The organism is Piscinibacter gummiphilus, from assembly GCF_032681285.1.
GTDB classification, from domain to species: Bacteria; Pseudomonadota; Gammaproteobacteria; order Burkholderiales; family Burkholderiaceae_C; genus Rhizobacter; species Rhizobacter gummiphilus_A.
The window spans coordinates 3,000,011-3,022,830 of record NZ_CP136336.1 but is presented as its reverse complement, the minus strand read 5'-3'; the positions used below and the strand labels follow the sequence as shown (position 1 = coordinate 3,022,830).

At 69.0% G+C, this 22,820-nt stretch carries 23 protein-coding genes; 17 read left to right on the top strand and 6 right to left on the bottom strand.

Annotated elements, in window-relative coordinates:
• Positions 1–13 precede the first annotated feature (13 nt).
• A complete protein-coding gene (locus RXV79_RS14110; RefSeq protein ID WP_316698305.1) occupies positions 14–1,291 on the bottom strand; it encodes an acyl-CoA dehydrogenase family protein in 1,278 nt (425 codons plus the stop codon).
• 84 nt (positions 1,292–1,375) lie between these two features.
• Here RXV79_RS14110 and RXV79_RS14105 point away from each other — a divergent pair, with 84 nt between their 5' ends.
• The 9 genes from RXV79_RS14105 to RXV79_RS14065 all read left to right on the top strand — a co-directional run bounded on the left by RXV79_RS14105 (position 1,376) and on the right by RXV79_RS14065 (position 9,126).
• On the top strand, positions 1,376–3,646 hold the full coding sequence (locus tag RXV79_RS14105) for a heavy metal translocating P-type ATPase (RefSeq protein WP_316698303.1): 2,271 nt from the start codon (positions 1,376–1,378) through the stop codon (positions 3,644–3,646).
• A gap of 12 nt (positions 3,647–3,658) precedes the next feature.
• Positions 3,659–3,844 carry a cbb3-type cytochrome oxidase assembly protein CcoS gene (gene ccoS, locus RXV79_RS14100; protein ID WP_316698301.1) on the top strand — a complete coding sequence of 62 codons (186 nt, stop codon included), beginning with the start codon at positions 3,659–3,661 and terminating at the stop codon, positions 3,842–3,844.
• Positions 3,845–3,915: 71 nt separating this feature from the next.
• Entirely contained in the window at positions 3,916–5,364 is a 1,449-nt protein-coding gene (gene ccoN / locus RXV79_RS14095; protein ID WP_316698299.1) for a cytochrome-c oxidase, cbb3-type subunit I, read from the top strand.
• Between the two features lie 21 nt (positions 5,365–5,385).
• Complete coding sequence (gene ccoO, locus RXV79_RS14090; RefSeq protein ID WP_316698298.1) at positions 5,386–6,012, top strand: cytochrome-c oxidase, cbb3-type subunit II; 627 nt, start codon at positions 5,386–5,388, stop codon at positions 6,010–6,012.
• A gap of 20 nt (positions 6,013–6,032) precedes the next feature.
• Entirely contained in the window at positions 6,033–6,194 is a 162-nt protein-coding gene (locus RXV79_RS14085) for a cbb3-type cytochrome oxidase subunit 3 (protein ID WP_316698297.1), read from the top strand.
• A complete protein-coding gene (gene ccoP, locus RXV79_RS14080) occupies positions 6,187–7,098 on the top strand; it encodes a cytochrome-c oxidase, cbb3-type subunit III (protein ID WP_316698296.1) in 912 nt (303 codons plus the stop codon). The genes RXV79_RS14085 and ccoP overlap by 8 nt, the downstream gene beginning before the upstream one ends.
• A gap of 26 nt (positions 7,099–7,124) precedes the next feature.
• A complete protein-coding gene (gene ccoG, locus RXV79_RS14075; protein WP_316698294.1) occupies positions 7,125–8,585 on the top strand; it encodes a cytochrome c oxidase accessory protein CcoG in 1,461 nt (486 codons plus the stop codon).
• A gap of 47 nt (positions 8,586–8,632) precedes the next feature.
• Positions 8,633–8,863, top strand: coding sequence for a nitrogen fixation protein FixH (locus RXV79_RS14070; RefSeq protein ID WP_316698293.1), 231 nt, complete (start codon positions 8,633–8,635; stop codon positions 8,861–8,863).
• Positions 8,863–9,126, top strand: coding sequence for a hypothetical protein (locus RXV79_RS14065; protein WP_316698290.1), 264 nt, complete (start codon positions 8,863–8,865; stop codon positions 9,124–9,126). The genes RXV79_RS14070 and RXV79_RS14065 overlap by 1 nt, the downstream gene beginning before the upstream one ends.
• 36 nt (positions 9,127–9,162) lie before the next feature.
• Here RXV79_RS14065 and fnr read toward each other — a convergent pair whose 3' ends face one another.
• Positions 9,163–9,939: a fumarate/nitrate reduction transcriptional regulator Fnr gene (gene fnr, locus RXV79_RS14060; protein WP_316698287.1), complete on the bottom strand. Its 777-nt coding sequence runs from the start codon at positions 9,937–9,939 to the stop codon at positions 9,163–9,165.
• A 102-nt stretch (positions 9,940–10,041) separates the two neighbouring features.
• Here fnr and hemN point away from each other — a divergent pair, with 102 nt between their 5' ends.
• The 3 genes from hemN (at position 10,042) to RXV79_RS14045 (ending at position 13,801) form a co-directional block, all read left to right on the top strand.
• Complete coding sequence (gene hemN / locus RXV79_RS14055) at positions 10,042–11,463, top strand: oxygen-independent coproporphyrinogen III oxidase (RefSeq protein ID WP_316698285.1); 1,422 nt, start codon at positions 10,042–10,044, stop codon at positions 11,461–11,463.
• A 13-nt stretch (positions 11,464–11,476) separates the two neighbouring features.
• Entirely contained in the window at positions 11,477–12,178 is a 702-nt protein-coding gene (locus RXV79_RS14050) for an urease accessory protein UreH domain-containing protein (protein ID WP_316698282.1), read from the top strand.
• Positions 12,179–12,307: 129 nt separating this feature from the next.
• A complete protein-coding gene (locus RXV79_RS14045) occupies positions 12,308–13,801 on the top strand; it encodes a flavin-containing monooxygenase (RefSeq protein ID WP_316698280.1) in 1,494 nt (497 codons plus the stop codon).
• Here RXV79_RS14045 and RXV79_RS14040 read toward each other — a convergent pair.
• Both RXV79_RS14040 and RXV79_RS14035 read right to left on the bottom strand, forming a co-directional pair.
• Positions 13,782–14,894: an ATP-binding response regulator gene (locus tag RXV79_RS14040; RefSeq protein ID WP_316698277.1), complete on the bottom strand. Its 1,113-nt coding sequence runs from the start codon at positions 14,892–14,894 to the stop codon at positions 13,782–13,784. The genes RXV79_RS14045 and RXV79_RS14040 overlap by 20 nt on opposite strands.
• A gap of 13 nt (positions 14,895–14,907) precedes the next feature.
• Positions 14,908–15,660: a Rossmann-fold NAD(P)-binding domain-containing protein gene (locus RXV79_RS14035; RefSeq protein ID WP_316698275.1), complete on the bottom strand. Its 753-nt coding sequence runs from the start codon at positions 15,658–15,660 to the stop codon at positions 14,908–14,910.
• Between the two features lie 210 nt (positions 15,661–15,870).
• Here RXV79_RS14035 and RXV79_RS14030 point away from each other — a divergent pair, with 210 nt between their 5' ends.
• The 5 genes from RXV79_RS14030 to RXV79_RS14010 all read left to right on the top strand — a co-directional run bounded on the left by RXV79_RS14030 (position 15,871) and on the right by RXV79_RS14010 (position 19,904).
• On the top strand, positions 15,871–16,635 hold the full coding sequence (locus tag RXV79_RS14030; RefSeq protein ID WP_316698272.1) for a Crp/Fnr family transcriptional regulator: 765 nt from the start codon (positions 15,871–15,873) through the stop codon (positions 16,633–16,635).
• A gap of 313 nt (positions 16,636–16,948) precedes the next feature.
• The gene (locus RXV79_RS14025) at positions 16,949–17,347 is read left to right on the top strand and encodes a GreA/GreB family elongation factor (protein ID WP_316698271.1); all 399 of its coding nucleotides are present in this window, start codon (positions 16,949–16,951) and stop codon (positions 17,345–17,347) included.
• Between the two features lie 141 nt (positions 17,348–17,488).
• A complete protein-coding gene (locus RXV79_RS14020) occupies positions 17,489–18,445 on the top strand; it encodes a universal stress protein (RefSeq protein ID WP_316698269.1) in 957 nt (318 codons plus the stop codon).
• Complete coding sequence (locus RXV79_RS14015; protein ID WP_316698267.1) at positions 18,442–19,359, top strand: universal stress protein; 918 nt, start codon at positions 18,442–18,444, stop codon at positions 19,357–19,359. Before RXV79_RS14020 ends, RXV79_RS14015 begins: the two co-directional genes overlap by 4 nt.
• Positions 19,360–19,436: 77 nt before the next feature.
• The gene (locus tag RXV79_RS14010; RefSeq protein ID WP_316698265.1) at positions 19,437–19,904 is read left to right on the top strand and encodes a DUF421 domain-containing protein; all 468 of its coding nucleotides are present in this window, start codon (positions 19,437–19,439) and stop codon (positions 19,902–19,904) included.
• 3 nt (positions 19,905–19,907) lie between these two features.
• Here the strand turns inward: RXV79_RS14010 and RXV79_RS14005 are convergent, their stop codons facing one another.
• Entirely contained in the window at positions 19,908–21,971 is a 2,064-nt protein-coding gene (locus RXV79_RS14005) for an ATP-binding protein (RefSeq protein ID WP_316698264.1), read from the bottom strand.
• Positions 21,968–22,741: a winged helix-turn-helix domain-containing protein gene (locus tag RXV79_RS14000; protein WP_316698263.1), complete on the bottom strand. Its 774-nt coding sequence runs from the start codon at positions 22,739–22,741 to the stop codon at positions 21,968–21,970. The genes RXV79_RS14005 and RXV79_RS14000 overlap by 4 nt, the downstream gene beginning before the upstream one ends.
• Positions 22,742–22,820: the final 79 nt, after the last annotated feature.

Genomic DNA, 22,820 nt, shown 5'->3' with positions numbered 1-22,820 from the left:
TCCGGCGTGAGGTCTAGCCCCGCGTGAGCGGGGCTTCAAGAGGGGCTGGCGGCACGAAATGTGCCGTTCCAGCCCCTCGTCGTTTGCGGGCGGCCTCGAGTTCGGTGCGGGCCACGGTGCGCAGATGCACCTCGTCGGGCCCGTCCAGAAAGCGCATCGCCCGACCCCAGGTGTAGAGAAACGCGAGCGGGGTGTCGGGCGACAGGCCCATGGCGCCGAACACCTGCATCGCGCGGTCGAGCACCCGCGTCTGCAGTCGTGCGGCCACGAGCTTGATCGCGGCCACGTCGGTGCGCGCGGCGGCGTTGCCTTCGGTATCCATGCGCCAGGCCGCGCGCATCACCAGCAGCCGCGCCTGATCGATCTCGACGCGGCTCTCGGCGATCCAGTCCTGCACGTTGGCGTAGTCGGCCAGCTTGCGGCCGAAGCTCTGCCGCTCCAGGGCCCGCTCGGCCATCAGCTCCAGCGCCAGCTCGCACTGGCCGATGGTGCGCATGCAGTGGTGCACCCGCCCTGGGCCGAGGCGGGCCTGGGCCATCGCAAACCCTTCGCCCGGTTCGCCGAGCAGGGCGCTCGCAGGCACGCGGACGTTGCGGAACACCAGCTCCACGTGGCCTTCCACGCTGTGGTGCTGGAGGATCGGGATGTTGCGCACGATCTCGAGGCCCGGTGTCTTGAGCGGCACCAGCACGAGGGAATGGCGACGGTGGCGCGGCGCGTCGGGCGAGCCATCGGACACGCCCATCAGCACCACCAGCTCGCACAGCGGGTGCAAGGCCCCGGTGATGAACCACTTGCGGCCGTTGATGACGAACTCGTCGCCGTCGCGCACGATGCTCGTCTCGAGGTTGGTCGGGTCGGACGAGGCCACGTCGGGCTCCGACATGGCGTAGCACGAGCGCATCGTGCCTTCCAGCAGCGGGCGCAGCCACCGCTCCCGCTGCGCGGGCGTGGCATAGAGGTGCAGCAGCTCGATGTTGCCGGTGTCGGGCGCGCTGCAGTTGAACACCTCCGAGGCCCAGGGCACCCGGCCCATGATCTCGGCGAGCGGCGCGTACTCGGTGTTTGACAGACGCGTGCCGGGTTCGTCGGGCTTCAGGCCCGGCAGGAAGAGGTTCCACAGGCCTTCGGCCTTCGCGCAGGCCTTGAGCGGCTCGATCACATCGAGCGGGTATTCGCCGGCATCGGCCCAGCGATGCCAGTCGCGATTCGACGGCAGCACCAGCCGCTCCATCATGTCGCGCACGCGGCCTTGCAGCGCCAGGTTGGCGGCGGAGTGTGAGAAATCCATGACCGGCCATCTTGGGGCCGCCCCGAGGCCGCGGAATTGATCTGCGTCATGCGTCTGGCGGGCCGTGCTTCCTAGAGTCGGCGCATGACCTCCTCCCAGGCCGGCCTGGCCTTGCCCCTGCCTCCGTTGACGCCGCGCGAGAAGGCCGCGCTCGACGACGACGCCTCGCTCGCGCGCTGCACGCGCTGGCGCCAGTCCGCAGACGGGCAGCGCCAGGCCGAATCCGTCTTCGCCCTGCAGGGCATGTACTGCGCCGCCTGTGCCGGCGTGATCGAAGCCGCGCTCAGGCGTGTGCCCGGGGTCGACAGCGCCGAGGTCAACGCCGCCAGCGAGCGGGCCCTGGTGCGCTGGGACGCGTCGCGCACCCGTGCCTCGGCGCTGGTCGACGCGGTGCAGGCCGCTGGCTACCGCGCGCTGCCGGCCGAGCACGAGGCGGCCCGCACGGCACGCCAGCGCGAGTCGCGCCAGGCCTTGTGGCGTCTTTTCGTCGCGGGCTTCTGCATGATGCAGGTGATGATGCTCACCACGCCCGGCTACCTGTCCGCGCCCGGTGAGATCGCCCCCGACCTCGCGGCGCTGATGCGCTGGGCCGCGTGGGTGCTGACCCTGCCGGTGCTGCTTTTCTCGGCCGGCCCGTTCTTCAAGGGTGCGTGGCATGCGCTGCGCCAGCGGCGTGTCGGCATGGACGTGCCGGTGGCGCTCGGCATCGCCGTCACCTTCGTCGCCGGCACCGTGGCCACTTTCGAGCCGGGCGGCCTCTTCGGCGCCGACCCGTATCTCGATTCGATGACCATGTTCGTGAGCTTCCTGCTCGCCGGGCGGTGGCTTGAGTTGCGTGCGCGTCACCGCAGCACCGAGGCGCTCGACGCGCTCTTGCAGCGCCTGCCCGATGCGATCGAGCGGCTCGCCGACGATGGCTCCGCCCAGACCGTGCCGGTGGCGCGGCTGCAGGTCGGCGACCGCGTGCGCGTGGCCGCGGGCCAGGCCTTCCCTGGCGATGCGCTGGTGCTCGAAGGAAGTACGCAGGTCGACGAAGCCATGCTCACCGGCGAATCGCGCCCGGTGGAGCGCGCGGCGGGCGACGCGGTGGTGGGCGGCAGCCTCAACCTCGCGGCACCGGTGACCGTGCGCCTGCAGAAACTTGGTGAAGGCACGCGCTACCAGCAGATCGTGGAACTGCTCCAGCACGCGCTCACGCAACGCCCCGGCGTGCTGCGCCTGGCCGACCGCTGGGCCGGCCCGTTCCTGCTGGGCGTGCTCGTGCTCGCGGCGGGTGCTGCGGCCGTGTGGAGCGTGATCGACCTGACCCGGGCGGTGTGGGTCGCCGTCGCGGTGCTGATCGTCACCTGCCCGTGCGCGCTCTCGCTGGCGGCGCCGGCCGCGCTCCTCGCCGCGACCGGCGGCCTCGCACGCCGCGGCGTGCTGGTGCAGCGGCTCGACGCCATCGAGGCGCTGGGCGCGGTCGACATTGCCGTCTTCGACAAGACCGGCACGCTCACGCAAGACCGCCTGGTGCTGGCCGCCACGCACCTTGCGCCACAGGCCGACCGCGCCGCGCTGCTGGCCCGGGCTGCCTCGCTGGCGGCGCTGTCGCGCCACCCGTTGTCGGCGGCACTCGTGCAGGCCTTGCCAGGCGCTTCTCACGCCTGGAGCGAGGTGTGCGAAACGGCAGGGCAGGGCATCGAGGCATGTGACGAGCAGGGCCGCCGCTGGCGCCTCGGCGCGCCAGGCTGGGTGGGCTCGAGCAGCCCGACGGAGGCGACGCGCCCGCGTGTGGCCTGCGCGCCGCAAGGCGCCACGGCGGAAGAGCAGGTGCTCTTCGAATTCGACGAAGCGCTGCGCACCGACGCGCAAGAAGCGCTGCAAGGTTTGGCCGCCCACGGCTTGCAGGTGCGGCTTCTGTCGGGTGACACGCAAGGCAGCGTGCAGGCCGTGGCGCAGCGCCTTGGCATCGAGCTGGCCCACGGCCAGGCGACACCCGAAGACAAGCTGCGCGCCATCGAGTCGCTGCAAGCGCAGGGCCATCGTGTGCTGATGGTCGGCGACGGCCTGAACGACGGCCCGGTGCTCGCCCGTGCCGACGTGTCGTTTGCCCTCGCGCACGGCAGCGCCCTGGCGCAGCAGCGCTCGGATTTCATCGTGCTCGGCAGCCGCCTGGGCGAGATCCCCGCGGCGCTTGCCCGCGCCCGCAAGACCGTGCGCGTGATGCGCCAGAACCTCGGCTGGGCGCTCGCCTACAACGCCGCCTGTGTGCCGCTTGCACTCGCCGGCTACCTGCCGCCCTGGGCTGCAGGGCTCGGCATGGCGGCGAGTTCGCTCTTCGTCGTGCTCAACGCGCTGCGACTTTCACGCTGAAGAAAGCCCCGGATGGAAAGCCTCTATCTCCTACTGCCGCTGTCGGTCTTGCTCGTGCTCGCGCTGATCGGCCTCTTCGGCTGGGCCGTGCAGTCGGGCCAGTTCGACGACCTCGAACGCGAGGGCCTGCGCGTGCTGGACGGCGAGGCCGAACTCACATCTGTGCCTTCTCGCGAGCACGCCCCGCCAGGGGCTTGATCCCGGTCAAGGGTCTTCCCGAGGGCGCTTCTGACAATTGAACCAGTTCAAGAAACCCCGAGGAACGACCCATGAACACAAGCTCTCCGGCCCTTGCAACGCCGGTCTACAGCGACGGTGTGGTGCGCAATTTCGCGCTCGCAGCCGTGCTGTGGGGCATCGTCGGCATGCTGGTCGGCGTGATCATCGCCGCGCAGCTGACCTGGCCCGAACTCAATTTCGGCATCTCGTGGCTGAGCTACGGCCGGCTGCGCCCGCTGCACACCAACGCGGTGATCTTCGCCTTCGGCGGCTGCGCGCTCTTCGCGAGTTCCTACTACGTGGTCCAGCGCACCTGCCAGGTGCCTCTCTTCCTGCCCAAGCTCGCGGCTTTCACGTTCTGGGGTTGGCAACTGGTGATCGTGGCCGCGGCCATCTCGCTGCCGTTGGGCTACACCCAGGGCAAGGAATACGCTGAACTCGAGTGGCCGATCGACATCCTGATCGCTGTCGTGTGGGTCGCGTATGCGATCGTGTTCTTCGGCACCATCGGCATCCGCAAGATCCGCCACATCTACGTGGCCAACTGGTTCTTCGGCGGCTTCATCCTCGCGGTGGCGCTGCTGCACATCGTCAACAGCGCGGCCATCCCGGGCGGCTGGATGAAGAGCTACTCGGCCTACGCCGGCGTGCAGGACGCGATGGTGCAGTGGTGGTACGGCCACAACGCGGTGGGCTTCTTCCTCACCGCCGGCTTCCTCGGGATGATGTATTACTTCATCCCCAAGCAGGCCGAGCGGCCGGTGTATTCGTATCGCCTGTCGATCGTGCACTTCTGGGCGCTGATCTTCACCTACATGTGGGCGGGCCCGCACCACCTGCACTACACCGCGCTGCCCGACTGGGCGCAGAGCCTGGGCATGATCTTCTCGCTGGTGCTGCTCGCGCCGAGCTGGGGCGGCATGATCAACGGGATCATGACCTTGAGCGGTGCCTGGCACAAGCTGCGTGACGACCCCATCCTCAAGTTCCTGATCGTGTCTCTGTCGTTCTACGGCATGAGCACCTTCGAGGGCCCGATGATGTCGATCAAGACCGTCAACGCCCTCAGCCACTACACCGACTGGACGGTCGGCCACGTGCACAGCGGCGCGCTCGGCTGGGTGGGCCTCATCTCGATGGGCACGCTGTACTACCTGATCCCGCGCATGTTCGGCCAGACCAAGATGTACAGCACCAAGGCCATCGAGCTGCACTTCTGGATCGCCACCATCGGCATCGTGCTCTACATCGCCGCGATGTGGATCGCCGGTGTGATGCAGGGCCTCATGTGGCGCGCGGTCAACCCCGACGGCACGCTGGTCTACAGCTTCGTCGAGAGCGTGAAGGCGACCTTCCCGTTCTACGTGGTGCGCCTGCTCGGCGGCCTGCTGTACCTGAGCGGCATGTTGATCATGGGCTGGAACGTGGTGAAGACCGCGCTGAACGGCCGCGCCGTGCCGGTGGTCGTGCCGCCCGTTGCTGCCGCCGCCCACGCCTGAACCTTGAGACCGAGAACCATCATGGCTCAACAGCAAAACGAATCCGGCTTCAGCCACCAGAAGATCGAGACCAACAATTTCCTGATGATCGTGCTCATCCTGCTCGTGGTGGCGGTGGGCGGCATCGTGGAGATCGTGCCGCTGTTCTTCCAGCGCTCGACCACCCAGCCGGTGGAAGGCCTGAAGCCCTACACCGCACTGCAGCTCGCCGGGCGCGACGTGTACGTCCGCGAGGGTTGCTACAACTGCCACTCGCAGATGATCCGGCCCTTCCGTGCCGAGACGCTGCGCTACGGCAAGTACTCCACCGCAGGTGAATTCGTCTACGACCATCCCTTCCAGTGGGGCAGCAAGCGCACCGGCCCCGACCTGCACCGAGTCGGCGGCAAGTACAGCGACGACTGGCATCGCCTGCACCTGATCAACCCGCGTGACCTGGTGCCCGAGTCGAACATGCCGGCCTATCCCTGGCTCAACAAGAACCTGGTCGACGGGCAATCGCTGCCCAACCACCTGAAGGCCCTGCGCGTGGCCGGCGTGCCCTACACCGACGCCGACATTGCCGGTGCCACCGAAGCGGTGAAGAACAAGACCGAGCTCGACGCGCTGATCGCCTACCTGCAGGTGATGGGCACCGCGCTCAAGTAAGAACGGACAGGAAGAACGACATGGACATCAACGACCTCCGATCCCTCGTGACCCTGGTCTCGCTCGCCACCTTTGCCGGCATCTGCACCTGGGCCTGGGCCAAGCGCAACCGCGACCGCTTCGATGAAGCGGCACGCATCCCGTTCATGACCGCCGACGATGAAGGAGCCCGCCGTGAGTGACTTCTTCAACAGCGGTTGGTCGACCTTCATCGCGGTTGCGACGGTGGTGTCGCTCGTCGCCTGTCTGGCGCTGCTCGTCATCGCGTCGCGCCGCAAGCCGATGGCCAACGACAACACCACCGGCCACGTGTGGGACGTCGACCTCGTCGAACTCAACAACCCGCTGCCGCGCTGGTGGATGGTGCTCTTCGTGCTGACCGTGGTGTGCGGTGGCGCGTACGTCTTCCTGTACCCCGGCCTTGGCAGCAGCGCCGGCACGCTCAACTGGACGAGCACCGGCCAGTACGAGGCCGAGCAGAAGAAGGCCACCAACGCGATGGCCGCCGTCTATGCGCGTTACGTGTCCCAGCCGGCGGAAGTGCTGGCCAAGGACGCCGGCGCGATGGGCATCGGCGAGCGCCTCTTCGTCAACAACTGCGCCGCCTGCCACGGCTCCGACGCACGCGGCAGCAAGGGCTTCCCCAACCTGACCGACAACGACTGGCTCTACGGTGGCTCGCTCGAGACCATCAAGGAAACCATCGCCAACGGTCGCCAGGGTGTCATGCCCCCGATGGCCGCCGCGGTGGGCTCGGCGCAAGACGTGGTCAACGTCGCGCAGTACGTGCTGAGCCTCTCGGGCAGCCCGCACAACGCCATCCAGGCGGCGGCGGGGCGCGAGAAGTTCATCGCCTGCGCGGCCTGCCACGGCGTGGGCGGCAAGGGCAACCAGGCGCTCGGCGCACCCAACCTCAGCGACAAGGTGTGGCTGCACGGCTGGGGCGAGGAGGCGATCGTCGCGATGGTCAACAACGGCAAGACCAACGTCATGCCCGCACACGCCTCGCGGCTCACCCCTGAGCAGATCCATGTGCTCGGTGCCTATGTGTGGAGCCTCTCCCGCGGCGCGAGCTCCGGGCCGTAACCCCAGCGACGCGCGATCCCTACCCTATGAGCAGTACCAATCCCCGCGTGATCCCGATCGTCGCCGCCGAAGCGGCGAGTGAGGTCGAAGGCGAGGGCGGCTGGCTCTTCGAGAAGCAGAAGAAGATCTATCCGCGCTCGGTCACCGGCACCTTTGCCAACTGGCGCTGGGCGATGGTGTGGCTCACGCAGATCGTGTTCTACGGCCTGCCGTGGCTCCAGTGGAACGACCGCCAGGCGGTGCTCTTCGACCTGGCGGCGCGCCGCTTCTACATCTTCGGCCTGGTGCTGCACCCGCAGGACCTGGTCTACCTCGCGGCGCTGCTCATCGTCTGCGCCTATTCGCTTTTTCTCTTCACGGCGGTGGCCGGCCGCCTGTGGTGCGGCTTCACCTGCCCGCAGACCGTCTACACCGAGATCTTTCTCTGGGTGGAGCGCCGCTTCGAAGGTGACCGCATCGCCCGCATGCGGCTCGACGAGGCGCCCTGGTCCTTCAACAAGCTGTGGCGCAAGGCCGGCAAGCAGGCGGTGTGGATCGCCATCGGCCTGTGGACGGGCTTCACGCTCGTCGGCTACTTCACCCCCGTCAAGGTGCTCTGGAGCGAGGCTTTCACGCTGGGATTCGGGCCGTGGGAATGGTTCTGGGTGCTCTTCTACGGCTTCGCCACCTATGGCAACGCCGGCTACCTGCGCGAGCAGGTCTGCACCTACATGTGCCCCTATGCGCGCTTCCAGAGCGCGATGTTCGACCGCGACACGCTCATCGTGAGCTACGACCCCGCCCGTGGAGAGCCACGAGGCTCGCGCGGCCGCAAGGTCGACCCGAAGTCCAAGGGCCTGGGCGACTGCATTGACTGCGGCCTGTGCGTGCAGGTGTGCCCGACCGGCATCGACATCCGCAACGGCCTGCAGTACCAGTGCATCGGCTGCGCCTCCTGCGTGGACGTGTGCAACGAGGTCATGGACAAGATGAACTACGAGCGCGGCCTCATCCGCTTCGCGACGCAGAACGGCCTGTCCAACCGCTGGTCGAAGCTGCAGACGCTCAAGCGTGTGCTGCGCCCGCGCGTGCTCGTCTACACCACTGTGCTCGCGCTCATCTGCATCGGCTTCGTGGTGAGCCTCGCGCTGCGCAGCCCGTTCCGGGTCGACGTGGTGCGCGACCGTGGAGCCCTGGCACGCCTCGTGGACGACGGCGCGATCGAAAACGTCTACCGCCTGCAGGTGATGAACGCCACCGAGGCCACGCAGCACTACCGCGTGACGCTCGAAGGCCTGGACGGCGCCTCCATCACCTCGAAGGCAGAGTTCGAAGTAGGTGCCGCCGAGGCCCGCTGGTGGCCGGTGAGCGTGCAGGTGCCGCATGCGGCCACTCGCGCGCTGGGCCCGGGTGCCCACCCGCTGCGCTTCCGCGTCGAGCGGCTGGCGCGTGGCGATGACGGCTCGGTCGACGTGGTCGAGAAGTCGACCTTCGTCGTGCCGCGATGACGGTGGCGTGAAGTGGATGCCGATGCTGAAGTGGAAGGAGACCCGAGATGAACCCGAAGACCCAAAGTCCTGAATCCACCCCGTGGTGGCGTGTCGGCATGGTGTGGCTGGTGCTCGCCGGCCCCGCGGCCGTGGTGCTGGCCGGCTTCGTGACGCTGCGCATCGCCATCACGCACATCGACCCGGTGGTGCAGGTGCCGGCCGCCGTGGCCGACACCTCGGCCTCGATGAGCCCGGCGCTCAAGGCGCGCAACCACGCGGCCACGCCGCAGCCGTGATGTGGTCTCCTGCGTTCCGCCAGCAGGCGCTCCAGGTGCTCTGGCCATCGTTCCTGATGGCTGGCGTGCTGGAGATGCTGCTGTTTGCGGTGGTCGACCCCGACAACCTGCAGTGGTTTGGCGGCGTGGCGTTCGACTGGCCGCGCCAGGCGGTCTACACCGTCACCTTCTTCATCTTCTGGGGCGTGATGGCGCTGTCGGGGGCGCTGACGATGCTGCTGATGCGGTCGACGGATGAGATGAACCGGCAGGACCCGTTCTGATCCTGGGCCGCAAAACCCAGGGTCGACGGCAGCGGCTCAGCAACGAGCGCTGTTGACCAGGCGCTTCAAGCCTTCTGCGTCGAGGATGCGGATGTCGCGCTGCTTCACTTCCAGCAGCCCGTCGTCGTGGAACTTCGAGAAGGTGCGGCTCACCGTCTCGAGCTTGAGCCCGAGGTAGGAGCCGATCTCCTCGCGTGTCATGCGCAGCACCAGCGACGAGGCCGAGAAGCCACGCGCCTGCAAGCGCTGCGTGAGGTTCAGCAGGAAGGCCGCCAGCCGCTCCTCGGCCCGCATGGAGCCGAGCAGGAGCATCACGCCGTGATCGCGCACGATCTCGCGGCTCATGATCTTGTGGAACTGCCGCTGCAACTCGCCGAACTCGCGCGACAGCGATTCGAGCTGCGAATAGGGGATCACGCAGAGCTGTGAATCCTCCAGCGCCACGGCATTGCAGCTGTGCCGCTCGCCGCCGATGCCGTCAAGCCCCAGCAGCTCGCCGGCCATCTGGAAGCCGGTGACCTGATCGCGCCCGTCTTCCAGCGACACGCAGGTCTTGAAGAAGCCCGTCCGCACGGCGTAGAGGCACTGGAACGGGTCGCCCGAGCGGAAGAGCAAGTCGCCCCTGGCGACGCTACGCCGGGTGGTGACGAGGGTGTCGAGCCGCTCCATGTCGGTCGGCGGCAGGCCGACGGGCAGGCACAGCTCGCGCAAGCTGCAGCTGGAACAGGCGACCTTCAACGTCGGTGCGGGTGCAATCGCGCGCGTGCGCCGGACGGTCGAAGGGGTGGTTGGGGGCGGGACGGTATCAGGCATATGAGGTATCTCAAGCTCCCGGGAATTCTGTTTCCCGGGCCCTCCGCAGCGCTTGACCGGCATCAAGGCGCGCTCTGGTCGCCTTGGCACAGTATGGGCACCATGAGCGAAGTCCTGTGCCCCCCCACCTCAGCCGCTGCGGCCCCCGAGTTCCAGATCACGCCCGAGCTGCTGCAGCGCTTTGACGTGGCCGGCCCGCGCTACACCTCCTACCCCACGGCCGACCGTTTCGTCGAAGCCTTCGGCGAGGTCGACTACGCCCATGCCGCGCGCCTGCGCGTGCAGGGCGCGGCGGCCGCACCGCTGTCGGTCTACGTGCACATCCCGTTCTGCGAATCGGTGTGCTACTACTGCGCCTGCAACAAGGTGGTGACGAAAGACCACGGCCGCTCCACCGCCTACCTCGACGCGCTCGAAAAGGAGATGGCACTGCACACCGCGCTGCTGGGCGTGGGCCAGAGCGTCTCTCAGCTGCACCTCGGCGGTGGCACGCCCACCTTCCTGAACGATGGCGAACTCAGCCGGCTGCTCGCCGCACTGCGCCACCATTTCAAGATCGCGCCCGGCGCCGAGATGTCGATCGAGGTCGACCCGCGCACCGTGACGCGCGAGCGGCTGCAGCATCTCGCGCAGCTCGGCTTCAACCGCCTGAGCTTCGGCGTGCAGGACTTCGACGAAGACGTGCAGCGCGCGGTGCACCGCGTGCAGTCGTTCGAGTCGGTGCGCTTCCTGATCGAAGCGGCGCGCGAGATCGGCTTCGAGTCGGTCAACGTCGACCTGATCTACGGCCTGCCGAAGCAGAACCCGGTGTCGTTTGCCAAGACGGTGGCGCAGGTGAACTCGCTGCGGCCCGACCGCATCGCGCTCTACTCCTATGCGCACCTGCCGCAGCGCTTCAAGCCGCAGCGCCGCATCTCGACCGAAGAGCTGCCGGCCGCCGGCCAGAAGGTGGGCATGCTGAGCAATGCCATCGCGGCCTTCCTTGCCGCCGGCTACGTCTACATCGGCATGGACCACTTCGCGCTGCCCGACGACGCACTCGCCGTCGCCAAGCGCCAAGGCCGGCTGCACCGCAACTTCCAGGGCTACAGCACGCAGCCCGATTGCGACCTCGTGGCGCTCGGCGTCTCGGCCATCGGCCACATCGGCGCCACCTACAGCCAGAACGCGAAGACCCTGCCCGAGTACTACGACGCACTCGCCCAGGGCCAGCTGCCCATCGTGCGCGGCCTCGCGCTCACGCGCGACGACCTCGTGCGCCGCGCCGTCATCATGGCGCTCATGTGCCAGGGGCGGCTGGAGTTCGAATCGATCGAGCTGTCGCACCTGGTCGACGTGCGGGAATACTTCAGAAGCGAGCTCGCGCAGATGGAAGCGCTGGCGGAGCAGGGGCTCGTCGAGATTGAACCGAATGCTCTGCAGGTGACCCGCATGGGCTGGTACTTCGTGCGCGCGGTGGCGATGGTGTTCGACCGCCACCTGCAGGCCGACCGCCAGCGCGAGAGGTTCTCTCGCATCATCTGAGCCGCAGTCCACGATGGAACTGGCGCTCATCTTCAGCGCGGCCCTGATGGGCCTGGCCGGCGTGCCGCACTGCCTGGCGATGTGCGGCGGCACGAGCGCGGGGGTGATCCGCGCCTGCAGCCGCGGCAACGCGAACCACGCCACCCTCGGCTTCCATCTCGGCCGCCTCGCCGGCTACGCGGCGGGCGGCGCAGTGGCCGCGTCAAGCGTGGCGCTGCTGCGCCAACTGGGCGAGGCGGCGCCCGCGTTGCGCCCGATCTGGGTGCTGCTGCACCTGGCCGTGCTCGGCTTTGGCCTCTGGTTGCTCTGGACCGGCCGTCAGCCCGCCTGGATGCAAGGGCAGGGCCGCTCGCTCCCGCCTGAATTGGCGGCGCAGGGCTGGCAGCGGGTGCAAGGCCCAGTGCGCGCGGCGGGTGCCGGTGCGCTCTGGTTGGCGTGGCCTTGCGGCCTGCTGCAGTCGGCGCTGGTCGTCGCCACGCTCGCTGGCCACGCAGCCGCGGGTGCGGCGGTGATGGCAGCCTTTGCCATCACCTCATCAGTGGGCCTCATCGCGGGGCCGGCGTTGTGGCTGCGCCTGACGGGCGGTGCGGGTGCGGGCCTCGTGGCCGGCCAGTGGGCGGTGCGCCTCGCGGGTGCAGGGCTCGTCGCCGCTTCGGGCTGGGCGCTGGGCCACGGCCTGTGGGCACGGGTGTTGGCGATCTGCTTCGGCCCTTGAGGCGCCAGGGGCTCTCGGCCAGGTCGTGAGAGGATGGCCTGCCGGCCCAGGCAGAGGATAAGGTGAATACCTTAGAACGCCAAGCCGCAATCGGCGCGATGCTACCGGCTTCCACTTCCACACGAGCCCATGTCCACCACCCACACCGATGTGCTCATCGTCGGCGCCGGCCTCTCCGGCATCGGCGCGGCGTACCACCTGCAGACCGAGTGCCCCGACCGCAGCTACGCGATCCTCGAAAGCCGCGAGGCCATCGGCGGCACCTGGGACCTGTTCCGCTACCCAGGCATCCGCTCCGACTCCGACATGTACACCCTGGGCTACCGCTTCAAGCCCTGGACGAACGCGAGCGCCATCGCCGACGGCCCGTCGATCCTGCAGTACATCCGCGAGACGGCGGCCGAGAACGGCATCGACCGGCACATCCGCTTCGGCCACAAGGTGGTCGGCGCGTCCTGGTCGACGCCCGAGGCGAGGTGGACGGTGGAAGTCGAACGAAGCACAGGCGAGCGTGTCACCTTCACCTGCAACTTCCTCTTCATGTGCAGCGGCTACTACAAGTACGAGGCCGGCTACCAGCCCGACTTCCCCGGCGTCAGCCGCTTCGGCGGCCGCCTCGTGCACCCGCAGAAGTGGACGAGCGACATCGACTACGCCGGCAAGCGCGTCGTCGTGATCGGAAGCGGCGCCACCGCCGTGACGCTCGTGCCCGAGATGGCCAAGACCGCCGCCCACGTGACGATGCTGCAGCGCTCGCCGACCTACGTGGTGTCGCGGCCCGCGCAAGACCGCATCGCCAATGCGCTGCGCAAAGTGATGCCGGCGAGCTGGGCCTATTTCCTCACACGCTGGAAGAACGTCAGCCTCTCGATGTATTTCTACCGGCTCTGCAAGCGCCGGCCCGAGCGGGTGAAGAAGTACATCGTCGACGGCATCCAGGCGGCCATCGGCAGCAAGGTCGACGTCGCGAAGCACTTCACCCCCCGCTACAAGCCGTGGGACCAGCGCCTGTGCCTGGTGCCCGATGGCGATCTCTTCCGCATGCTCTACGTCGGCAAGGCGACGGTGGTGACCGACGAGATCGAGACCTTCACCGAGAAGGGCATCCGCCTCAAGTCGGGCACGGAGCTCGAGGCCGACCTCGTCGTGAGCGCCACCGGCCTCGTGCTGAGCTCGCTCGACGACATGGACCTGAAGGTCGACGGCCGGCGAGTCGAAGCGGGCAAGACCTTCGGCTACAAGGCCACGATGTACAGCGACGTGCCCAACCTCGCGGTCTCGTTCGGCTACACCAACGCCTCATGGACGCTCAAGTGCGACCTGACCTGCGAATACGTCTGCCGCCTGCTCAACTACATGAAGCGCCACGGCCACCGCCAGTGCACGCCGCGCAACCGTGACCCCGAGCTGAAGGCGGAGCCGTGGATCGACTTCACCTCGGGCTACGTGCAACGCGCCGCCGAGCACATGCCCAAGCAGGGCTCGAAGGCGCCGTGGAAGCTCTACCAGAACTACCTGCGCGACCTGCTGCTGCTGCGCTTCGGCCGCATCGACGACGGTGTGATGGAGTTCGGCAACCCCGGCTACGCCGTGGGCGGGCAGGTCAAGCAGGCGGCGGGTTGACGGCGGGGCTGTCGAGGCGGCGCTTTCGCTTCGCCTCGCTCAGCAAGGCCTTCACATTCGCGAGGAACGACGGGAAGTCGAACGGCTTCGTCCAGTAGGCGCGCGCGCCTGCGTTCATCGCGAGTTCCACATCGAGCGGCATGGCGCTCGCCGAGAGGGCGACGACGGTGAGGCCGCGGGTGGCGGGGTCGACCCGCAGCTGGTGGAGCACCTGGTCGCCCGACATGTCGGGCAGGCGCATGTCGAGCAGCACGAGGCTCGGGTCGAGCTCGCGTGCCTGCTGAACGCCCTCGGTGCCGGTCGCTGCCACCACCACCTTCACGTCGGGCCACTGGCGCAGCACCTCCACCACCAGCAAGGCGTTGACGGCGTTGTCTTCGATGTAGAGCACGGTGCCCGCAGGCGGCTCGTCGGCGCTGGTCTCAGCGGCGAAGTGCAGGGGGAAGTCGCCGCCGGGGTGCCGGCTGAATTCGAGCATCCGGTCGATCAGCACCTGCAGCCGCAGCCCCGCAGCGTGCAGCAGTTCGAGCTGCATGTTCTCGTTGCCGCCGAGTCGCGCGCCGGGCCGGCCGCGCAGGAGCTGCGTGATGCCCAGCACCGCGTTGAGCGGGGTGCGCAACTCGTGGCTCATGCGCGAAAGGAACTCGTTCTTCGCGCGGTTGGCGGCCTCCGCGGCGGCACGGGCCAGGCGTGTGCGCTCGGCTTCGCGCACCGCGGTGACGTCTCGCACCATCACCGTCATCAGCATGTCGGCGCCACGGCCGGTGCGCGAGATCGTGGCCTCGATGGGGAACTCGGTGCCGTCGCTTCGCAGGCCGCTCAGCGCCCGCACCGGGCCCATGCGCCGGGCGGCATCGTCTCCCTCGTGGTAGCGGGCCACGTGCTCGCGGTGCGCCGGGCGGTGGACGGCGGGAATGAGCAGGTCCAGCGGCTGGCCCAGCGCATCGCGGGCCGCGAGTAGAAACATGCGGCAGGCGGCTTCGTTGAAGAGCACGATGCGCTGCGTCGCGTCGATGGTGATGATCGCGTCCATCGCCGTCTCGACGATGTCGGCCAGCCGTTCGCGCGGGTCCGGCGAATCGGGCTCTGTCATGGCGTGAGCAGTCTCAGGCCACGGCGCTGCACAACAGGGCTTGCAGTGCGTATCGCTGGTTGGCCATCTGCTCGCTTCCGAGCGGGGCGTGTGCGGGGCTGCCGGCGTTGCAGCCGCAGGCGAGTTCCACGCGGCCGTCCGCGCAGCGGTGGTTGCGCTGTTCGTCCCAGATGAAGTCGGTGCACCCGGCACCCTCGGTGCAGCTCGTGGCTTGCACCGGCTCACCCATGCGAAGCGAGAAGCCGGCCAGCGCGGCCGACTGCTGCCAGGCGCGGGCGTCGGGTGAGTTGGTGTTGCCGCGGAAGCTGACGGTGATGTCCTTCATCGGCTTGCCGCTGTGCTCACGCAAGGTCATCAGGTCGCCGAGCACCCGCAGCGGGTGGCCCGGCTCGCCCAGGCCGTTGAAGACGGGGCGGCCGGCGCTGCGGTCGATGTCGCGCAGCGCATCGCCGGTCAGGCCTTCGCATTCGATGGCGTCGTAGAGGCGGCCGAGCAGTTGCGCCGTTTCCTGCGAGACGCTCGGGCGGATGTGGGCGACCCGCGCACCGAGCGCGGTGGCGGCGGCCGTGAAGCCTTGCAGGGCAGGGCCTTCCGCCACCTCCGACATCACCGCGATGTTCTTGCCCCGCAGCGGCTGCTGCGGATGGCCGGCGAGCTCGGCGGCCTTCAGCGACCGGGCGGTGTCGAGCAGCGAGGCGAGATCCCGTCCGGTCAGGCCGTCGAGCGACCAGAGGCTGCGGTGATGAAGAGGGCTGTTGAGGGTCATGATCGTGTGGAGGAGAGCGTATTCGTGCGGCCGGCGGCGGGCTTGACCCGCATCAAGCGACTGCCATCGGTTTTCAGGCTGGGGCCCGCTGATACAGAGCGTTTACACAGGCCTCACCTGCTGTTACCCAGCGTCGCAGGCGGTTCGCAAGCGGTTGTCGGTGGCTTCCTAAAGTCACTTCATCAACACACCGCCCCACAGGAGCCCACGATGCTTGCAACCGCCACCGCCCAGAACCACGCTGCCAACGTCGCCCTGGTCGGGCAACCCAAGCGCGAGGTGTCGCCTGCCGGCAACCGCATCGCCGAAAGCCTGAAGCTCATCAACGACACCTTGGCGGTCACGCGCCGGCTGCTGCACGCAGGCGACTCGGTCTACGAAGCGGGCGAGCGTTTCGAGTCGCTGCACGTGGTGAATTCGGGCATCTTCAAGCTCGTGAACCTGTCGCCCGACGGCCGCGAGCAGGTGGTGGGCCTGCAGTTCAAGGGCGACTGGCTCGGCTTTGATGGCATCGCCACCGGCCGCCACAGCTGCGATGCGGTCGCGATGGACACCGGCGAAGTCTGGACGGTGCGCTACGACAGCCTGCTGCAGGCCAGCGCCCGCCAGCCGGCGCTGATGGCGGTGATGCACGGCGCGATGAGCCGCGAGATGACGCGCGACCGCGATGCGCTGCTGTCGATCTGCACGCTGCCGGCCGATGCGCGCGTGGCGGAGTTCCTGCACAACTGGGCCTCGTCGCTTTCCGAGCGCGGCCTGCGCACCGACCAGATCACGCTGCGCATGACGCGCGCCGAGATCGGCAACTACCTCGGCATGAAGCTCGAGACCGTGAGCCGCGCGCTCTCGCGCCTGGCACGTGACGGCATCATCGAGTTCAGCGAAGGCGGCCGCCGCGACGTGCGCATTCCCGATCTCGGAGTGCTGTCGGCCTGCGTGCAGCGCTGCGTGGCCCCCGAAGGCATGCTGCAGTGACGCGAGCGCCGTCGTGCCCGGGCCATATCGGCAATGCCGACAAGGCCAAATCGCGCGCGGTTTGAGCCTGCGCGGCTTCGAGGCTACGATCTCCTCCATGAGCATGTACGCGTCTTCCACGGTGCCCACCGTTGCCGCCCTCCGGGCCGGCAGCGCGGGCCTGTCGCGCCTGCTCCAGCCGGCCGCACATCCCTGAGCCCGGCGATCACCTTCCACCACTTGCGCAAACCTTCGATCGCCGGGCTCCTCGCCCAGCGCGTCGGTGCGCGTCTGCGTCCTGCAGGCGCCGCCGCTACTCGACAGGAGTGCACCCATGGAAGTCTTGACCGAGCGCACGCTCACTGAACTGGATCACATCCGCCTCGCGCGGCTGACCCTCCCCTCCGGCGACGAAGGCCTGATCGACGAATTGCTCGATTCGGCCGAACTCGTGTCCTCGCGCGCCGTCTCGCCCGATGTCGTGACGATGTATTCGCAGGTCGAACTCGCCGATCTGGCCACCGGCCATCGGCAGCGGCTCACCGTGTGTTACCCGCATGACGCCGAGCCGTCGGCCGGCTTCGTCTCCGTGCTGTCGCCGGTGGGCGCGAGCCTCATCGGCCGACGCGTGGGCAGCATCGCCCGCTGGCAGACGCCCCATGGCGACGAAGGCGCTGCAGAAGTGGTGGCACTGCTCTTCCAGCCCGAGGCCAGCGGCGATTACACGACGTAGCCGCCGCCGCGTGCGTCCGCACGCCACTTCCCGCTGATCCAACACGAGCGCGCCGCTCGGCCCGGGGCGCGTGCCTTTGCACGCCCGTTGCCGACCCGCGCCCGCTGGATCGCCGTGCCCATGTCCTTCGCGGAGATTCCCATGTTTCCCCTCACCTCCATCCTCGTCACCACCGACTTCTCGGACGACGCCCGCAACGCCGTTCGCCGCGCCGCGCTGATGGCCGCCGGCCACCGTGCGCGCCTGAGCCTGCTGCACGTCGTCGACCCGCCTGCGCTCAAGGGGCCGCGTGCCTGGTTCGCATCGCAGGCCGGTATCGACCACAAGGTGTCGGTCGCGCGGGCGATGCTCGACCGCCTGGTGGCCGAGCTCGAAAGCCGCTACCGCGTGCAGGCCACGCCGGTGGTCCGCGTCGGTCGCTCACTCGAGCAGGTCTGCGCTGCGGCCGCCGAGGCCGACCTGCTGCTGGTCGGCTCCAAACGCGTGAACCCGCTCAGAAGCTCGATGCTCGGCACGCCGACCGAGCAACTGGTGCGCCTCGTGAGGCGGCCGGTTCTTGTGGTCAAGCGCGAGGCCGCGCAGCGCTACCAGCGCGTGCTCGTCGCGGTCGACCTCGACACGGCCTTTGGCGACATGCTGCACAGCGCGAGCGCGCTGGCGCCGGGGGCTGACCTGCATGTGTTCCACGCGCTGAGCACGCGCCGCGCCGACCGCATGCGCATGAGCGGCGTGCCGTCCGAGGTGATCCGCGAAGTCTCCGACAGCGAACGGCAGCGCGGTGCGGCGCGCCTGCAGTCGATGCTCGCCGCCATCGGGCATGCGGGCGCGCAGGTGTCGGTCGACCACGGCGACCCGCGGGTGCTGACGCTCGAGATGCAGCACACCGTCGACGCCGACCTCATCGTGCTTGGCCAGGACGGCGCCTCGGCCCTGTGCAATTTCCTCCTCGGCGGTGTGCCTCGGCGGGTGCTGTCGGCTGCGACCTGCGACGTGCTCGTCATGCCCAAGCTCGCGCAAGGCGAGGGCGCCCGTGTGCCGGCCCGCCGCACCTGGCTCGACTCGGGCCCTGCGAGCCTGCCACGAGGGCTGTCGTCATGAGCGCGCTCGGCCCCATCCTGGCGGCCACCGACTTCTCGGTGCATGCCGGTCATGCCGCCACGCGCGCCGCGTGCGTGGCGCACGAGACCCGTTCGCCGCTGACCCTGATGCACGTGCTGCCCGGCGAGCCGCTTGCGCAGGTGCGCGGCTGGCTGGGTGTCGACCGCGGGCTCGAGCGTGAGCGAACGCTGCACCGGGCCGCGCATCGCCGGCTGAACACGCTTGCCGCCGAGCTGGCCGCGGCTCGGCATGCGCCGGTTGCGACCGAGAGCGCCGCAGGCGGAGCGCTGGAGGAGATCCTGCACCGCGCCGAGCGCCTGGATGCGCGCCTTCTCGTGCTGGGCGCACGCGGCGCGAGCCTGTGGCGCCGCCTCGTCTTCGGCACGATGTCGCTGCGCCTGATGCACCGCACGAAACGCCCCTTGCTCGTGGTGCGGCAAACGCCGCGCGGGCCGTACCGGCGCGTGCTGGTGGCAGTCGACTTCTCGCCCTGGTCTCTCGAGGCGCTGCGGCTGGCGCGGCAGATGGCACCGCACGCGCGGATGTTGCTGCTCACCGCGTTCGAGGTGCCGTTCGAAGGAAAGCTCCACTACGCGGGTGTCGATGCGGCCACCGTGGTGCGCTACCGCCAGCAGGCGCATGCGCAGGCGAGGCAGCGGCTCCACGAGCTCGCGCATGAGGCGGGCCTCTCGCTCACGGAGTGGGAGCCGTGCGTGGTCGAAGGTGCCGCGCCTCGCCGCATCGTCGAGGCCGAACGAACGCAGGGCTGCGACCTGGTCGTGCTCGGCAAGCACGGCCAGTCGGCCACGGTCGACTTCCTGCTCGGCAGCGTGACGCGGGAGGTCCTGGCCCGAGGCCGCGCCGACGTGCTCGTGTCGACACGCCAAGCGGCACGTGCTTTGCCGGAGCCCTAGCGCCGCCCGGCGGAAGGAGACCTCATGCAACCTGCACCCCGCGACCCCGATCCGCGCCCGCTGTGGGCCCCACGCCCATGTTCGAGCTGAACCTGCCGTGGTGGGAGCTGGTAGCGCGGGCTGCCATCGTGTATGTCGCGCTGCTCGTGATGGTGCGCGTGTCGGGCAAGCGGACGGTGGGTCAGTTCACGCCGTTCGACCTGCTCGTGGTGATGCTGCTGAGCGAGTCGGTGAGCAACGCGCTGTCGGCCGACGACAACTCGGTCACCGGCGGGCTGATCCTCGCCGGCACGCTGGTGCTCTTGAACATGGTGCTGGCCATCGCGGGGTCGCGCAGCCGCAAGGTCGAGGAGATCGCCGAAGGCACGCCGGTGCTGATCGGTCGCGATGGCAAGCTGTTCGAAGACGTGCTCAGGCGCGAGCGCGTCGGTGTGGGGGAAGTGGAGCAGGCGCTGCGTGAAAGCGACTGCGATCTGGCCGATCTCAAGCTCGCCTTCCTCGAATCGGACGGCCGCTTCAGCATCCAGAAGAAGAAGCCCGACTGAAGCTCAACCCTTCACCGCCTGCAACGCGGTGGCGAGCGCGTGGGCGAGCTCCTCGCGCGAGTAGGGCTTGGCCAGCAGCTCCCACGAGAGCGGGGCGCTCTGGCTGGTGTCGAGCAGCTCGGCCGAGAAGCCCGACATCAGGAGGATTGCGAGGTGCGGCAGGCGCGCCTGCGCTTCGCGGGCGAGGTCGGTGCCGCGCATGCCGGGGCCGAGCGCGATGTCGCTCAGCAGCAGTTCATAGGCGGCGTCTTGCGTGAGGAGCGGCAAGGCCTGCTCGGCGCTGCTGCATGGCGTGACTTCGCAGCCGAGCGTGGCGAGAAAGCGCATGGCCACCGTGCGCACCTCGGGCTCGTCTTCCACCAGCAGCACCTTGAGCCCGGGCGGGATCACGCCGGGGCGGGCCGCAGCGTCGTCGGCCGCCTGCTCGGGCTGCGCATAGCGAGGGATGTAGAGCGTGACCGTCGTGCCCTGGCCCACGCTGCTGTCGAGCGTGATGGCGCCATGCGACTGCTTGACGAAGCCGTACACCGTCGACAGGCCGAGGCCCGTGCCGCGGCCCAGCTCCTTGGTGGTGAAGAAGGGCTCGAAGGCGCGCTCCTTCACGGTGTCGGACATGCCCGAGCCGGTGTCCGAGACCGAGATCGCGATGTACGCGCCGGGCTGGTCGCCGGCCTTCAGCTCGAAGTCGCCGCGCAGTTGCACCGGCAGCGCGGCGCAGAGCCGGCCGCTGAAGCTCAGGGTGCCGCCGTTGGGCATGGCGTCGCGCGCGTTGATGGCGATGTTGAGCAGCGCGGATTCGAGCTGGCCGGGGTCGGCCACGCAGGGCGGGCAATCGTCGGGTGCGTTGACCTCGATGCGGATGCGCTGGTCGAGCGTGCGGCGCAGCATGTCGGCCAGCGAGTCAATGAGCGACGGGACGTCGATGCGGCTCGGGCTCAGCACCTGGCGGCGCGAGAACGCGAGCAGCTTGCCGGTGAGTTCGGCGCCGCGCTTGCTCGCGCGGGCCGCTGCGCTCACGAGCTGCTGCGCATACGCGTCGCCGTTGACGGCGGGAAGCTCCTCGAGCACCTGGAGGTTGCCCTGGATCACCGTCAGCAGGTTGTTGAAGTCGTGCGCGATGCCGCCGGTCAACTGGCCCACGCTTTCCAGGCGCTGGGCGTGATGCAGCGACTCTTCCGACTGCACCCGCTGCAGCGTGGCTGCCAGGAGGTTGGCCAGCGATTCGAGGAAGCGCACTTCGTCGTCGCCGAAACGCTGCGTCTGCGTGGAGCGCACGGCGAGTGCACCCACCACCTGGCCACGGTCGGAGAGCGGCACGGCCATCGCGCTCACGAGGCCGGCATCGAGATACGCCTGCGGCACGGCGTAGCGCCGCTCCTCGCGGTAGTCGGGCACGATGACGGGCTTGCTCTGGGCGAAGACGAAGCCGGGCGGCGTGTCGGGCCGGTTGGGGATGCGACGCCCGATCACCTCGCTCGGCAGGAGGCCTGTCCCGGCGGCGATGCGGAACTCGAGCTGGTTGGGCTCGAGCAGGAAGACCATCGCCACCTGCACCTGCAGGGCTTCCTTGGCCACCTGCGGCAGTTGCTCCAGCAGCAGGCTGGCGTCGCGCGCGTCGACGGCGAGGCGCCCCATGCGTGCGACGTATTCGGCGTAATGCGCGCGCTGCAGCGCCCGCTTGACGCGCGGGTAGTTGCCGATGCCGCGGATGGCCACCACCACATGCGGCAGGCCCTGGCTCGTGAGCGGGCTGAGCGAGATCTCGACCATCACCTCGCTGCCGTCGCGCCGCTTGGCCACGAGTTCCATGTCGGTGCCCATCGGGCGCGGGCGTGGGTTCTTGGCATAGGTGGCGCGGTACTCGGCATGCCGCGGGCGGATGCTGTCGGGCACCAGCGCGTCGACCGACAGGCCCACGAGCTGGTCGGCGCTGTAGTCGAGCAGGGCCTCGGCGGCCGGGTTGGCCAGCTCGATCACGCCCTGGCCGTTGACCAGCAGCAGCGCATCGGGGTAGGCCGAGAAGATCGAACGAAAGAGGGTCGGCTCGTCGAGCCCGGGCATGCTCATGTGTGGCTCACCGGCGGCACGAACACATAACCGGCACTGCGCACCGACTTCACGATCTGCGGTTGCTCGGGGTCGGCCTCGATCTTCTTGCGCAGGCGGCCGATCTGCACGTCGATCGTGCGGTCGAAGGGGGCGGCTTCACGGCCGCGCGTCTGCTCCAGCAGGAAGTCTCGCGAGAGCACGCGCCCGGGGTGGCGCGCCAGCACGCACAGGAGGTCGAACTCACCCGAGGTGAGCGGCACGTCGTGCCCCGCGGGGTGGGTGAGGCGGCGTGCGGCGGTGTCGAGCTGCCAGCCTTCGAACTTCAGGCGGTCGGGGTTGGCGGGGGCCGGCGCTGCCGCCGCGGGTGCTGCCGGCGAACCCTCGATGCGGCGCAGCACGGCCTTGATGCGGGCCACCAGCTCGCGCAGGTCGAAGGGCTTGGTCACGTAGTCGTCGGCGCCAACCTCCAGGCCCACCACCTTGTCGACCGCATCGCCGCGGCCGGTGACGATCACGAGCCCGCAGCGCCAGCGCTCGCGCAGCTGGCGGGCGATCGTGAAGCCGTCTTCGCCGGGCAGGCCGAGGTCGAGCAGCACGAGAGCCGGGGCGTCGCGGGCCATCAGTTCCATCAGGGCCCGGCCGTTGTGGAGCTGGCTCACGCGGTAGCCGTGCGTCTGCAGGTAGCCGCCGAGCAGCTGGGTGATGTCGAGTTCGTCGTCGAGGACGGCGATGTGGGTGGCGGTGGTCGTCACGGGCGTGGGCAGGGCGCGGAAGAAGTCACACGCCAAGGTTACCTCCACACCGGGGTTTGACGCAGATCAGATCGTTACAGGGTCATCCCTTCAGGAGGGAAGCACGTCACCCGAC